This is a genomic window from Blastococcus aurantiacus, from assembly GCF_900102425.1.
In the GTDB taxonomy this organism is placed as follows: Bacteria; Actinomycetota; Actinomycetes; order Mycobacteriales; family Geodermatophilaceae; genus Blastococcus; species Blastococcus aurantiacus.
The window spans coordinates 20,111-34,205 of sequence record NZ_FNBT01000010.1 but is presented as its reverse complement, the minus strand read 5'-3'; the positions used below and the strand labels follow the sequence as shown (position 1 = coordinate 34,205).

At 75.8% G+C, this 14,095-nt stretch carries 13 protein-coding genes; all 13 read left to right on the top strand.

Annotated features, from left to right (window positions below; translation table 11 throughout):
- Positions 1–115 precede the first annotated feature (115 nt).
- Genes BLS70_RS18310 through BLS70_RS18250 form a run of 13 tightly spaced genes read left to right on the top strand, consistent with a single transcriptional unit; the run spans position 116 to position 14,068 of the window.
- Positions 116–1,144: an LLM class flavin-dependent oxidoreductase gene (locus tag BLS70_RS18310; RefSeq protein WP_091770891.1), complete on the top strand. Its 1,029-nt coding sequence runs from the start codon at positions 116–118 to the stop codon at positions 1,142–1,144.
- Positions 1,145–1,202: 58 nt separating this feature from the next.
- Positions 1,203–2,273 (top strand): acetamidase/formamidase family protein, encoded by a 1,071-nt coding sequence (locus BLS70_RS18305; RefSeq protein ID WP_091770889.1) that lies wholly within the window; start codon positions 1,203–1,205, stop codon positions 2,271–2,273.
- Positions 2,270–3,787, top strand: coding sequence for an AtzH-like domain-containing protein (locus BLS70_RS18300; protein ID WP_218122489.1), 1,518 nt, complete (start codon positions 2,270–2,272; stop codon positions 3,785–3,787). Before BLS70_RS18305 ends, BLS70_RS18300 begins: the two co-directional genes overlap by 4 nt.
- A gap of 45 nt (positions 3,788–3,832) precedes the next feature.
- A complete protein-coding gene (gene uraD / locus BLS70_RS18295; protein WP_091770887.1) occupies positions 3,833–4,330 on the top strand; it encodes a 2-oxo-4-hydroxy-4-carboxy-5-ureidoimidazoline decarboxylase in 498 nt (165 codons plus the stop codon).
- The gene (uraH, locus tag BLS70_RS18290) at positions 4,327–4,641 is read left to right on the top strand and encodes a hydroxyisourate hydrolase (RefSeq protein ID WP_091770885.1); all 315 of its coding nucleotides are present in this window, start codon (positions 4,327–4,329) and stop codon (positions 4,639–4,641) included. The genes uraD and uraH overlap by 4 nt, the downstream gene beginning before the upstream one ends.
- Positions 4,641–5,537, top strand: a complete 897-nt coding sequence (gene pucL / locus BLS70_RS18285) for a factor-independent urate hydroxylase (RefSeq protein ID WP_091770883.1) — start codon at positions 4,641–4,643, stop codon at positions 5,535–5,537. The genes uraH and pucL overlap by 1 nt, the downstream gene beginning before the upstream one ends.
- A complete protein-coding gene (gene allB, locus BLS70_RS18280) occupies positions 5,534–6,874 on the top strand; it encodes an allantoinase AllB (RefSeq protein ID WP_091771168.1) in 1,341 nt (446 codons plus the stop codon). Before pucL ends, allB begins: the two co-directional genes overlap by 4 nt.
- Positions 6,874–8,097: a pyridoxal-phosphate-dependent aminotransferase family protein gene (locus BLS70_RS18275; protein ID WP_218122488.1), complete on the top strand. Its 1,224-nt coding sequence runs from the start codon at positions 6,874–6,876 to the stop codon at positions 8,095–8,097. Before allB ends, BLS70_RS18275 begins: the two co-directional genes overlap by 1 nt.
- The gene (locus BLS70_RS18270; RefSeq protein WP_091771164.1) at positions 8,097–9,335 is read left to right on the top strand and encodes an allantoate amidohydrolase; all 1,239 of its coding nucleotides are present in this window, start codon (positions 8,097–8,099) and stop codon (positions 9,333–9,335) included. The genes BLS70_RS18275 and BLS70_RS18270 overlap by 1 nt, the downstream gene beginning before the upstream one ends.
- Positions 9,332–10,156 (top strand): MurR/RpiR family transcriptional regulator, encoded by an 825-nt coding sequence (locus BLS70_RS18265; protein WP_091770881.1) that lies wholly within the window; start codon positions 9,332–9,334, stop codon positions 10,154–10,156. The genes BLS70_RS18270 and BLS70_RS18265 overlap by 4 nt, the downstream gene beginning before the upstream one ends.
- On the top strand, positions 10,147–10,956 hold the full coding sequence (locus tag BLS70_RS18260) for an FAD binding domain-containing protein (RefSeq protein ID WP_091770879.1): 810 nt from the start codon (positions 10,147–10,149) through the stop codon (positions 10,954–10,956). The genes BLS70_RS18265 and BLS70_RS18260 overlap by 10 nt, the downstream gene beginning before the upstream one ends.
- Positions 10,953–13,604, top strand: coding sequence for a molybdopterin-dependent oxidoreductase (locus tag BLS70_RS18255; RefSeq protein ID WP_091770877.1), 2,652 nt, complete (start codon positions 10,953–10,955; stop codon positions 13,602–13,604). Before BLS70_RS18260 ends, BLS70_RS18255 begins: the two co-directional genes overlap by 4 nt.
- Positions 13,601–14,068, top strand: a complete 468-nt coding sequence (locus BLS70_RS18250; protein WP_091770875.1) for a nucleoside deaminase — start codon at positions 13,601–13,603, stop codon at positions 14,066–14,068. The genes BLS70_RS18255 and BLS70_RS18250 overlap by 4 nt, the downstream gene beginning before the upstream one ends.
- The last annotated feature ends 27 nt before the right edge of the window (positions 14,069–14,095 follow it).

Sequence of the window (14,095 nt, the reverse complement as noted above, 5' to 3'; positions counted from 1 at the left end):
GTCCGGCGCGTGTCACCGGGACGCGAGTCCGCCCGTTCGGGGGGCGGTGCCCCGGCTCGTGCGGGCGCGGCGCTGCTTGACTGGGCCGGCCGGACCGACGAAGGAGCACCCCCGCATGCCCGTCCCCTCGCAGCCGCTGGAGAAGCTCGGCTTCCTGACCATCGGCTCCTTCGACGGCGCCCATCCGCGGGCGGGGCACGAGACGACGCTGCGGGTGATCGAGCTGGGTGAGCGGCTCGGGTTCGACAGCGCGTGGGTGCGCCACCGGCACCTGCAGTACGGCATCTCCTCCCCCGTCGCGGTCCTCGCCGCCGCCAGCCAGCGCACCAGCCGGATCGAGCTCGGCACCGCGGTGATCCCGCTCGGCTGGGAGAACCCGCTGCGGCTGGCCGAGGACCTCGCGACCGTCGACGTCCTCTCCGGTGGCCGGCTCAACCCCGGCGTCAGCGTCGGCCCGCCGATGCACTGGGACGACGTCAAGGGCGCCCTCTACCCGGACACCGCGGAGCTGGAGGACTTCTCCTACGCGCGGGTGGCCCGGCTGCTCGCGCTGGTCGGCGGTGAGCCGGCGAGCTCCTTCGCCGGGCGCGAGGGGGTGGTCGAGGAGTGGTCCGACCGCGTCCAGCCGCACGCTGCAGGACTGCGCGACCGGCTCTGGTACGGCGGCGGAAGCCTCGGCTCGGCACGGTGGGCCGGCGCGCACGGCATGAACTTCCTGACCAGCAGCGTGGTCAAGGCCGAGGACGGCGCCGAGCCCGACTTCGCCGCCATCCAGCGCGCCCAGATCCAGGCCTTCCGGGCCGCGCACCCGCTCGGGGATGCGGCCCGCGTCTCCCAGGGGCTGGTGGTCATCCCGACCGACAGCGCGACCCCCGCCCAGCGGGAGAAGTACGCCGCCTACGTGGCCCAGCGCCTCCCCCGCACGACCGCCCCGCAGGGGCCGGCCCGCATGCTGTTCACCGCAGACCTGATCGGCACCGCCGAGCAGATCGCCGAGCAGCTGCACGCCCACACCGGATTCCGGGAGGTCAGGGAGGTGGCGTTCGCGCTGCCGTTCAGCTTCGCGGACGAGGACTACGAGCAGATCCTCACCGACATCGCCGGCCGCCTCGGGCCGGCGCTGGGGTGGCGACCGCGGACCTGACCGCCGGCGCGTTCCGGCCGGAACATCGCTGAAACGTTCGTCTCCTACCGTCCGGCCGGTGACCAGCCCCGTCCTCCAGCCCGGCAGCGGCCCGATCCCCGCCGCCACGTACCTGCCCTCGACGCCGGACCACGTGCTCTGGGGCCGGCTGCCCTGCGCGACGGACGCGCCGGTCCTCACCGTGGACCCCGGCACCGAGCTCACCCTCGACACGGTGAGCCACGAGGGGATCCTGGAGGACCAGGGGCGCGACCCGGCGGACTTCTTCGGCCGGCACGGTGTCGTCGACGTGCTCGACGACGCGATCGCCCTGGCGGGGAGCGACGACCCGCACCGGTTCGGCATCGACGGGCCGCACGTGGTGAGCCGGCCGATCGCCGTATCCGGCGCGTGCGTCGGCGATCTGCTCGCCGTCACCCTGCTCGAGGCCACGCCGCGGGTGCCCTACGGGGTCATCTCCAACCGGCACGGGCGGGGCGCGCTGCCCGGCGAGTACCCGGGCGAGGGCATGCCGCTGTTCAGCGCCTTCGCCGGCGTCAGCGACGACGGCACGTCCGGGCTGCTGCCGCTGGTGGACGGCGGCGAGCGGTCGGTGCGCTTCCCGCTGCGTCCCTTCCTCGGGATCATGGGCGTCGCCGTACCGGGCGGCGAGCGCCCGCACTCGGTGCCGCCGGGACCGCACGGGGGCAACATCGACATCTCGCTGCTGACGGCGGGCAGCACGCTCTACCTGCCGGTGCAGGTGGACGGCGCGCTGGCCTACGTCGGTGATCCGCACTTCGCCCAGGGCGACGGCGAGGTGAGCCTGACCGCGATGGAGGGCAGCCTGCGCGCGACGGTCCGGCTGGACGTGGTCGCCCGCGAGGACGCGCTGCAGCGGTTCGGCGAGCTGGCCGGCCCGCTCGCCGAGACCACCGAGTATCTGGTCCCCACCGGCATGGACGAGGACCTGGACGTCGCCGTCCAGCACTGCGTCCGCGCCGCGATCGCGCTGCTGCAGGCCCGCTTCGGCATGGACCCCCGGCTGGCCTACGCCTACCTCTCCGCCGCCACCGACTTCCGCATCAGCCAGGTCGTCGACGTCGTGAAGGGCGTGCACGCCACCATCCGGAAGTCGGACTTCGCGTGACCGGCCCCGCACCGGAGTGCCTGCTGGAGGCGTTCCGCGCCTACGAGGCCGCCCTCATGGCCGACGACGTCGCGACGCTCGACGAGCTCTTCGCCCCGGGTGCGGACACCCTGCGCGCCGACGGCGAGGGCGTGCTCGTCGGCCACGACCGGATCGCGGAGTTCCGCGCCACCCGCGGCGGAGCTCCCGGGCGCACGCTCGCCGAGGTGCACGTCCGCGCCGTCGACCAGGACAGCGCGCTGGTGGTGGCGGGGACCGTCCTGGACCGCGGCGGACGTGGCCTGCAGACCCAGCTCTGGCAGCGCTCCGCCGACCGGCCCGGGCACGGCGGCTGGCGGATCACCGCCGCGCACGTGTCCGTGTCACCGCCCGCGCTCGACGCCCGGGTGTGGCGGGCCGTCGGCGATCCGCTCGTCCCGCCGTCCGGGGACGGACCCCTGACCGGTCAGACGGTCGCGGTCAAGGACCTGTACGCCGTCGCCGGCCACGCCGTCGGCGCGGGCAACCCGGCGCGGCTCGCCGACGCCGCCCCGGAGCCGGCGCACGCGGGCGCGGTCGGCCGGCTGCTCGGCGCCGGCGCCGCGGTCCGCGGCATCGCGCGCACCGACGAGTTCGCCTACTCCCTGGCCGGCACCAACGCCCACTACGGCACCCCGCCCAACCCGGCGGCGCCCTACCGCGTCCCGGGCGGCTCCTCCAGCGGCAGCGCCAGTGCCGTCGCCCTCGGGCACGCGACCATCGGCCTGGGCACCGACACCGGCGGCTCGATCCGCGTCCCGGCCGCTTACCAGGGCCTCTACGGCATCCGCACGACGCACGGCGCCGTCGACCGGTCCGGCCTGCTCCCCCTCGCGGCCGACTTCGACGCGGTCGGCTGGCTCACCCGCTCGCCGGCCCTGCTCGCCGCCGTCGGCGACGTGCTGCTCCCCGCCGGGTCGTCCGGCGGCGGGGACCGGCTGGTCTTCCTGCCCGGCCTGGTCGACTCCGCCGAGCCGGACGTCCGCAGCGCCGTCCGCGGCTGGCTCGCCGACGCCGGCGCGACGGAGCTCGGCGAGACGCTCGACGACCTCGACGCCTGGCGGGCCGCCTTCCAGACCTGGCAGGGGTTCCAGGCGTGGCAGGCGCACGGCCCCTGGCTGGCCGACCGGATGGACGTGCTCGGGCCGGACGTGCGGTCGCGGTTCGAGACCGCCGCCGCGATCGACGACGACGCGGCCGGCCGGGCACGGGCGCTGCTGGACACAGCACGCTCGCGGGTGCTGGACCTCGTCGGGGACCGGGTGCTGGTGCTGCCGAGCGCTCCCTCGGTGGCACCCCTGGCCGCGACCGGCGCGACGCCCGAGCTGCGGAACGCGACCATGCGGCTCACCTGCCTGGCGGCGCTGGCCGGCCTGCCCGCGGTCAGCCTCCCCGTCCGCACCGGCGACGGCCTGCCCGCCGGCGTCTGCCTGGTCGCCGCACCGGGCCGGGACCGGGCGCTGCTGGACCTGGTGCAGGAGGACACGAGAACCTGAAACGGACGCAACGCTGCTGAAACGCGGGTTTCCTACGTTCGGCCCATGCAGCTCGCCGCGTTCAACGCACTGCCCGCCGGCGAGGCCGGCGACCTGGTCCGCAGCTGCGCCCGCATCCCCTCCTTCGTCACCGCTCTCACCGCGGCCCGGCCCTACGGCGGCGTCGACGAGCTGATGGTCGTCGCCCGCACCGCGGCGGCCGCCTGGACGGACGACGAGGTGGACGCCGCCCTGGCCGACCACCCCCGCATCGGCGAGCGGCCCACCGGCGCGGGTGCGAGCGGCGCGATGTCCGGTCGGGAGCAGGCCGGCGTCGACCCCGCCGACGACGAGCTGCGCCGCCGCCTGGCCGACGGGAACCGCCGGTACGAGGAGCGCTTCGGGCGGATCTACCTCGTCCGCGCCGCCGGCCGCACCGGGCCCGAGCTGCTCGACCTGCTGGAGCAGCGGCTCACCCACGACCCCGCCACCGAGCTGGCGGTCACCCGCGAGCAGCTCGCCGAGATCGCGCTGCTCCGACTGGAAGGCCAGATCACCCCATGAGCACCTTCAGCACGCACGTGCTCGACGCCGTGCTCGGCCGGCCCGCGGCCGGCATGGACGTCGCCCTCGCCCTGCCCGACGGCAGCACCATCGCGCTGCGGACCGACGACGACGGGCGCGCCCGGGTGGACGCCGACCTGCCCGCCGGCGAGCACTCCGTCCGATTCGGGACCGGCTCGTGGTTCGCCGACCAGCAGCGCGACACCTTCTTCCCCGCGGTCACGGTGATCGTCGCCCTCCCCGACGGGGAGCACACCCACGTGGCCCTGCTGCTGAGCCCCTTCGCCTACACGACCTACCGGGGGTCCTGATGAGCAGCTCCTACGTGCTGGGCCCCAACCAGTACGGCAAGGCCGAGTGCCGGCTGGTCCGCGTCGACCGCTACTCACCCGCCCACGTGCTGTCCGACCTCAACGTCAGCACCCAGCTGCGCGGCGACTTCGCGGCCGCCTACACCGACGGCGACAACGCCCACGTGCACGCCACCGACACGCAGAAGAACACCGTCTACGCGCTGGCCAAGCAGCACGGAGTGCCCTCCCCCGAGGGCTTCCTGCTCGTGCTCGCCGGCCACTGGCGCGAGCAGCCGTGGGTGACCGGCACCCAGATGACCGCGGAGCAGTACGCCTGGGAGCGCATCGGCGCCGGCACGCCGGGCAGCGGCCACTCCTTCGCCCGGGCCGGTGGTGAGACGCGCACCGCCGTCGTCCAGACCGACGGGGACGACACCTTCGTCGTCGGCGGGCTCACCGGCCTGGTCGTGCTCAAGAGCACCGGCAGCGAGTTCGCCGGCTTCCCGCGTGACCGGTTCACCACGCTGCCCGAGACCGACGACCGGATCCTGGCAACCAGCGTCACGGCCTGGTGGCGGTACACGACCACCGACCTGGACTGGGACGCCGCCTACGCCGCGATCCGGGCCGCGATGGTCGACGCCTTCGCCGGCACGCACAGCCTCGCGCTGCAGCAGACGATCCACGCCATGGGCGCCGCGGCGCTGGACGCGGTGCCCGAGGTCGCCGAGATCCGGATCAGCTGCCCCAACAAGCACCACTTCGAGGTCGACCTGACCCCGTTCGGGATGGCCAACGGCGGGGAGGTCTTCCTCGCCGCCGACCGCCCCTACGGGCTCATCCAGGCCACGATCCAGCGCGCCGGCGTCCCGGACGAGCCGCGCGCGTGGGCCAGCGTCCCGGCGTTCGCGTGAGCCGGGACGACGTCGCCACCGTCCGGGCCCGCCGGGTCCTGGTGGGCGAGGAGCTCCGGCCCGCCACGCTGCGCATCGCCGCCGGGCGCATCGCCGCGATCGACGCCTACGACGAAGCCGGCGTCCCGGACCTCGACGTCCCCGACACCGCCACCGTGCTGCCCGGCGTCGTCGACACCCACGTGCACGTCAACGAGCCCGGCCGCACGCACTGGGAGGGGTTCGCCAGCGCGACCCTGGCCGCGGCGCTCGGCGGCGTCACCACCTTCGTCGACATGCCGCTGAACTCCCTCCCGCCGACCACCACGGTGGCGCACCTGCGCACCAAGCAGGCCGCCGCGGCGGGGCAGCTGGCCGTCGACGTCGCCTTCTGGGGCGGCGCCGTCCCCGGGAACGCCGACGACCTCGAGCCGCTGTGGGACGCCGGCGTCCTGGGCTTCAAGTGCTTCCTCTCCCCCAGCGGCGTCGACGAGTTCCCCCCGCTGGACCCGACCGCCTTCCGCCGCGCGCTCCGGACCGTCGCGGGCTTCGGCGGGCTGGTGGTCGTGCACGCGGAGGACGCCGGCGTCCTCGACGCGGCACCCGCCCGGCCGAGCCGGGCCTACGCGGACTTCCTCGTGAGCCGCCCCGACGAGGCCGAGACCCGCGCGATCCGCCAGGTCCTCGACGGCGCCCGGGAGACCGGAGCCCGCGTGCACGTCCTGCACCTGTCCAGCGCGCGGGCGCTGCCGCTGCTCCGCGCCGCGAGGGACGAGGGCCTGCCGGTCACGGTCGAGACCTGCCCGCACTACCTGACCTTCACCGCCGAGCAGGTGCCGGACGCCGCGCCGCAGTTCAAGTGCTGCCCGCCGATCCGGGACGCCGCGAACCGCGACGAGCTCTGGGCGGCGCTGGTCGAGGGGGTCGTCGACTGCGTCGTCAGCGACCACTCCCCCGCGACGGCGGAGGAGAAGCAGCGGGGCGACGGCGACCTGCAGCAGGCGTGGGGCGGCGTCTCCGGCCTGCAGGTGGGGTTCCCCGCCGTCGCCGCGGAGGCCGCCCGCCGGGGCATCGACGTTCCGACCGTCAGCCGCTGGATGTCCCGCGCCACCGCCGACCTGGTCGGCTTCACGACGAAGGGCCGCATCGCGGTCGGCGCGGACGCCGACCTCCTGGTGCACGACACCGCCCAGGACACCGTCGTGGTGGCCGACCGGCTGGCTCACCGCAACCCGATCTCGGCCTACGACGGGCTCACCTTCCCCGGCCGGGTCACCACCACCCTCGTGCGCGGCCGCGCCGTGGACCCCGACCGCCCCGACCGCTCGTGGGGCCGCCAGCTGGAGAGGACCCCCTGATGGTCTCGCGCGCCACGGCCGAGCTCGACGTGCCACCCCGGCTGCTCATGGGCCCGGGCCCGATCACCGTCGACCCACGGGTCCTGCGGGCCATGTCCGCGCAGCTGGTCGGTCAGTTCGACCCGTTCATGACCACGACGATGAACGAGACGATGGAGCTCTACCGCGCCGTCTTCCGCACGGACAACGAGCAGACGTTCCTGGTCGACGGCACGTCCCGCGCCGGCATCGAGGCGGCGCTGGTGTCGCTGCTGGAGCCAGGCGACCGGGTGCTGGTGCCCGTCTTCGGCCGGTTCGGCCACCTGCTCCAGGAGATCGCCGCCCGCTGCGGCGCCGAGGTGCACACCGTCGAGGTGCCGTGGGGCGAGGTGTTCGCGCCCGAGGCGGTGGAGGACGCCGTCGTCCGGGTGCGGCCGAAGCTCGTGGCCCTCGTGCAGGGCGACACCTCCACCACGATGTGCCAGCCGCTCGCCGGGATCGGCGAGATCTGCCGCCGCCACGACGTGCTCCTCTACTGCGACGCCACCGCCTCGCTCGGCGGCAACCCGTTCGAGGCCGACGCCTGGGGCATCGACGTCGCCACCGCGGGGCTGCAGAAGTGCCTCGGCGGGCCGTCGGGCAGCGCACCGGTCACCCTGTCGCCGCGGGCGGTCGAGGTGATCGACGCCCGCGCCCACGTGGAGGCGGGCATCCGCTCCGACCAGGACACCGACCGGGGCACCCGCATCGCGTCCAACTACCTCGACCTCGGCCAGATCATGGCCTACTGGGGCCCGCGCCGGCTCAACCACCACACCGAGGCGGGCAGCATGCTCTACGCCGCCCGCGAGTGCGCCCGGCTGCTCGTCGCGGAGGGCGTCGACGCCGCCGTGGCCCGGCACGAGCTGCACGGCCGCGCGATGCTCGAGGGCGTCCGCGGCCTGGGCCTCGCCGTCTTCGGCGACGTCGCGCACAAGATGACCAACGTCGTGGCGGTGGAGATCCCCGACGGCGTCCCCGGTGACGCCGCGCGGAACGCGCTGCTGGAGGACTTCGGCATCGAGATCGGCACCTCGTTCGGTCCGCTCGCCGGCCGGGTCTGGCGGATCGGGACGATGGGCTACAACGCCCGCCGGGACGCCGTCCTCACCACCCTGGCCGCGCTCGAGCAGGTGCTCCGGGGCTACGGCGTGCCGGTGACCGCCGGCGGCGGGGTCTGCGCCGCCCGCGAGGTGTACGCGTGATGACCACCGCGGCCGAGGTCCTGGCGCGCTGCGCCCAGCTGGACCGCTGCTCGGCGAGCCCGCACCACCTGGAGCGCGTCCACCTCACCCCGGAGCACGCGGCGGCCAACCGGCTGGCGGCCGGCTGGCTCGAGCAGGCCGGCCTGCGGACCTGGCAGGACGCCGCCGGCAACCAGTGGGGACGCCGCGAGGCGCGCACCCCGGGCCGGCCGGCGCTGGTCCTGGGCTCGCACCTGGACACCGTGCCCGACGCCGGCAGCTACGACGGGATGCTCGGCGTGGTCATGGCGATCGCCGTCGCCGAGCGGCTGCGCGGCACCGACCTGCCCTTCGCCCTCGAGGTGGTCGGGTTCGGCGACGAGGAGGGCGCGCGGTTCGGCAAGGCGTTGCTCGGCAGCTCGGCGGTCGCGGGCACCTGGGACCCGGCCTGGGCGGAGCTGCGCGACCGGGACGGCACGACCCTGCGCCAGGCCTTCCTCGACTTCGGCCTGGACGTCGCCCGCGTCGGCGAGGCGGCCCGGCGCCCGGAGGAGCTGGTCGGCTACCTGGAGGCGCACATCGAGCAGGGCCCCTACCTCGAGGCCGCGGACCGCTCGCTGGGCTACGTGACCACCATCGCCGGCGCCCGGCGCTTCCTGCTGACCGTCGTCGGCGAGGCCCGGCACGCGGGCGGCACCCCCTACCCGCGGCGCCGCGACGCGCTGGTCGGCGCGGGCGAGGCGGTCGTGGCCGTCGAGCGGCTGGCCCGAGACGGCGGCTGCCTGGCCACCGTCGGCCGCATCCAGGTGTGGCCGGGCGCGGTCAACGTCATCCCCGGCCGCGCGGAACTGTCCCTCGACCTCCGCGCCGGGACCGACGCCCAGCGGGACGCGATGTGGGACCGCATGCGCGCCGAGATCGCCGCAATCTGCGACCGCCGCGCACTGGCGCTCGAGGTCGTCGAGACCCACCGCGCGCCGGCCGCTCCCTGCGCCCCGTGGCTGCAGCAGGCCGTGGTCGACGGCATCCGGACCACCGACGACGTCGGCGCCCACGAGCCGATGGCGCTGTGGAGCCCCGCCGGGCACGACGCGATGGCCATCGCGGCGGTCACCGACGTCGGCATGCTGTTCCTCCGCTGCGCCGACGGCATCAGCCACTCCCCCGACGAGTCCGTCCGCGCCGTCGACGTCGCCCGGGGGCTCGACGCGCTCGAGGCCGCGGTGCTGCGCGTCGCGGCGGAGGTGACGGCGCGATGAGCGGGCTGCGGATCGACGAGCGGATCGCCCGCAGCCACCCCTCGCTCAGCGCGCAGGAGCGGCGGGCCGCGGAGACCCTGCTGGAGCACCTCGACGACCTCGCCACCTACCGCGCCGCCGAGCTCGCGGCGATGGCCGGGGTGTCGAAGGCGACGATGAGCCGGCTGTTCCGGTCGCTGGGCTTCACCGACTTCGACGAGGTGCGCGACCACCTGCGCGCCCTGCGGACCGCCGGCGAGCCGCGCCGGGTCGAGGGGCTGCCCGACCTGGCCGCGCACGCCCAGCACGAGGCGACGGCGGTGGCCACGACCGTGCTGCAGCCCGCCGTCGCCGCCGCCGTGGCCGTGCTCGCCGAGGCTCGCCGGGTGCTCGTCGTCGGCTGGCGGAACAGCCACCCGGTCGCGCTGCACCTGCGCGAGCAGCTGGTCCAGGCCCGGCCGGACGTCGCGCTGGCCCCGCTGCCGGGGCAGGTGCTCGGCGAGGAACTGGTCGACCTCGGGCGCGGCGACGCGGTGGTCGCCGTCGGCTTCCGCCGGCGGCCGGCCGGCTTCGCGGAGTTCATGTCCGCGGCAGCCCTGACCGGCGCGGACGTCGTCCTGGTCGGCGACCCGACCGCCGCCGGGCACTCGGGCTCCGCCCGCGTCTGGCTGCAATGCCCCGTGCAGGGCGCGCTCGCCTACGACTCCTACGCCGCCGCGATGAGCCTGGTCGGGGTCCTCGCCGACGGCGTGCTGTCGCGCGTCGGTCGGCCCGGGCGGGAGCGGATCTCGGCGATCAGCGCGACCTACGACCGGCTGGCAGAGGTGGAGGAATGGACCTGACCCGGGTGGAGACCCACCGGTTCGCCGTCGACCGCGGAGACCTGGCCCTGCGGCCGGGCGAGCACGTACTGGCGGGCGGGACCTGGCTGTTCTCCGCGCCGCAGCCGGACGTCACCGGCCTGGTCGACCTGACCTCGCTCGGGTGGGCGCCGTGGGAGGACCTCCCGGACGGGGGCCTCCGGCTGGGCGCGACCTGCACGATCGCGCAAGCCCAGCAGGCGCCGTGGCCCGGGGCCGGGCTGATCCGGCAGTGCGCCGATGCGCTGCTCATGTCGTTCAAGGTCCAGTCCACCGCCACCGTGGGCGGCAACCTGTGCCTGGCGCTGCCGGCCGGCGCCATGATCGCGCTGACGGCGGCGCTCGACGGCGAGGTCGTCATCTGGACCCCCGACGGCGGGGAGCGGCGCACGCCCGTGACCGACTTCGTACGCGGCCCGGAGGTCGTGGACCTGCGGCCCGGCGACGTCGTCCGCGCGGTCGACCTGCCCGCCGCGGCCCTCTCCCGTCCGACGGCGCTCCGGCGTGCCTCGCTGACCACCCACGGTCGCACCGGCGCGCTGGTGATCGGCCGGGCCGAGCCCGGTTCCGTCGTCCTGACGCTCACCGGCTCCGTGCCCCGGCCCGTCGTCGTCGCCGTCCCTGTCGGCTCCCCGGAGGCCGCGGTGCGGGACGCCGTGGCGGACGCCGGTGCCCGGGTGGGCTGGTACGCCGATCCGCACGGCGCGCCGGACTGGCGGGCGGCCCAGACCGCGCGCCTCGCGGTCGAGGTCTGCGCCGAGCTCGCGGACGGAGCACCGTGAACCTCGACGGGACCCCGGTGACGGGGCGGCCTGCGCCGGGGCAGTGCCTGCGCACCTGGATCCGCGCGTCCGGTGGGACGGCGGTCAAGAAGGGCTGCGACACCGGCGACTGCGGCGCGTGCAGCGTGCTGCTCGACGGCGTGCCGGTGCACTCGTGCATCACCCCGGCGGTGCGCGCCGAGGGCCGGACGGTGACCACCGCCGCCGGTCTCGGCACCCCCGAGGAGCCCTCGCCCGTGCAGCGCCGGTTCGCCGAGGCGGCCGCCTTCCAGTGCGGCTTCTGCACGCCCGGGTGGGTGGTCACCGCGACCGCGCTCGCCGACGAGGACGGCACCGTCCCGGACGGGGACATCGACCGGTGCTTCAAGGGCAACCTCTGCCGGTGCACCGGCTACCGGTCGATCCGCGACGCCCTCGCCGGCCGGGCGAACGTGACCCGCGGGGGCTGCGGAGAGGCGTTCGGCGCGTCGGTCGCCGCGCCCGCCGGGGCGCGCGTCACCACCGGCCGGGAGCCCTACACGCTGGACATGCCGGAGGCCGGCGTCCTGCACGTGAAGCTCGTGCGCTCCCCACACGCGCACGCCCGCGTCCGCTCCGTCGACACCTCGCGCGCCGAGGCGCTCCCCGGAGTCGTCCTCGTGCTGACCCATCGCGACTCCCCCGGCGTCCTCTACTCGACCGGCCGCCACGAGAGCCGGCTGGAGGACCCCGACGACACCCGCCTGTTCGACGACGTGGTCCGCTTCCGCGGCCAGCGGGTGGCGGCCGTCGTCGCCGAGTCGGCGGCGCTCGCCGACCGTGCCGCGGCGCTGGTCGACGTCACCTACGAGCCGCTGCCGGCGGTCTTCGACCCCGAGGAGGCGCGCACCCCCGGGGCGCCGCTGGTGCACGGGGACAAGGACGCCGCGGAGTCCCGCATCGCCGAGCCCGGCCGGAACGTCGTCGCCCGGACCTCCGGCGAGGTCGGGGACGTCGAGGCCGGGATGGCAACCGCCGCGCACACCGTCAGCGGCACCTGGACCACCGCACGGGTCACCCACGCCGCCCTGGAGACCCACGGCGCGCGGGCCTGGGTGGACGACGACGGCACGCTCGTCGTGCGGACCAGCACCCAGGTGCCCTTCCTCGTGCGCGACGAGCTGGCCCACGTGCTCGGCCGCGACCCGGCCGGCGTCCGCGTGATCGCGGCCCGCGTCGGAGGCGGCTTCGGCGGCAAGCAGGAGCTGCTCGTGGAGGACGTCGTCGCGCTGGCGGCGCTGCGGCTGGCCGACCGGGGCGACTCCCGGCCGGTGCAGCTCGAGCTCACCCGCGAGGAGCAGTTCACCGCGGTGCCGCTGCGCCACCCCATGCGCGTGTCGGTGCGGCTGGGCGCGGACACCGACGGGCGGCTCACCGCGATGCACGTCGACGTCCTGAGCGACACCGGGGCGTACGGCAACCACGGCCCGGGCGTGATGTACCACGGCGTGCACGAGTCGGTAGCCGTCTACCGCTGCGCCGCCAAGCGGGTCGACGCGGAGGCCGTCTACACGAACAACCCGCCCAGCGGCGCCTTCCGGGGCTACGGCCTGGGCCAGGTCATGTTCGGCATCGAGTCGGCCCTCGACGAGCTGGCGCGGGAGGTGGGCCTGTCCCCCTACGAGCTGCGCCGGCGCAACGTCGTCGTCCCCGGCGACGACCTCGTCGTCAACGGGCCGCCCTCCACCGACCTGGAGTTCGGCAGCTACGGGCTGGACCAGTGCCTGGACCTCGCCGAGCAGGCCCTCGCCGGCACCGCACCGGCGGTGCCGCCGGGCGAGGGCTGGACCGTGGGCGAGGGCATGGCGATGGCGATGATCGCCACCATCCCGCCGCGCGGCCACCACTCCGAGGCCCGGGTCGTGCTCGACCCCGACGGGACCGTGACCGTCGAGGTGGGCACCGCGGAGTTCGGCAACGGCACCGCGACGGTGCACGCGCAGCTCGCGGCCGAGGCGCTCGGCGTCTCCCCCGCCCGGGTCCGCCTGGTCCCCTCCGACACCGGCACCTCCGGCTACGACTCCGGCGCCTTCGGCTCCACCGGCTCGGTGGTGGCCGGCCTGGCCGTCCAGCGCGCCGCCGAGGAGGTGCGCCGGCAGCTCGACGCGCTCGGCGGGCCTCCCGCACTCGGCCGTCTCGAGGGGCAGCTGTCGGCGACCGGGCGCAGCGACGGCAGGCGGCGCTCGGTCGCGTTCAACGTGCACGCCGTCCGCGTCGCCGTGCACCCGGCCAGCGGCGAGGTGCGGATCCTCGACTCGGTCCAGGCGGTCGACGCGGGCGTGGTCATCAACCCCGAGCAGCTGCGCGGCCAGGTCGAGGGCGGCGTCGCCCAGGCGCTCGGCTCGGCCCTCCAGGAGGAGGTGCTGGTGGTCGACGGCGAGGTGCTCACCCGTGGTTTCCGCAGCTACCGCACCCCGCAGATCGGCGACGTGCCGCCCACCCGGGTGCTGTTCGCCCGCACGTTCGACGAGCTCGGACCGCGTGGCGCGAAGTCCATGAGCGAGGCCCCCTACAACCCCGTGGCGCCGGCGCTGGCCAACGCGGTGCGCGACGCCGTCGGCGTCCGCCCGCACGAGCTGCCCATGAGCCGGGACCGCATCTGGCGCCTGACCCGAGGAGAACAGCGATGACCGACGAGCACTGGCTGCAGAGCGCCGTGGACCTGGCGACGGCGAACGTCGCGGTCGGCGGGGGCCCGTTCGGGGCGCTCGTCGTCCGGGACGGCGCGGTCGTCGCGACCGGCGTGAACCGGGTGACCCTGGACCTCGACCCGACCGCGCACGCGGAGGTCACCGCGATCCGCGCGGCCTGCCGCGAGCTCGGCGTCTTCGCGCTGACCGGCTGCACGCTCTACACCTCCTGCGAGCCGTGCCCGATGTGCGCGGCGTCGTCGCTGTGGGCGCGGCTGGACCGCGTGGTGTTCTGCGCCAACCGCGACGACGCCGCCGACGGCGGCTTCGACGACCGCGCCTTCTACGAGCTGCTCACCACCGCCCCGCAAGGCTGGCCCACCGCCGTCCACGAGCTGCGCCTGCACTCCGCCGGCTCCCCGTTCCAGGCCTGGCGGGACAACCCGGTGCGCGTCGACTACTGAGCCGGCGGCGCAACGGTCGTTCCGGCC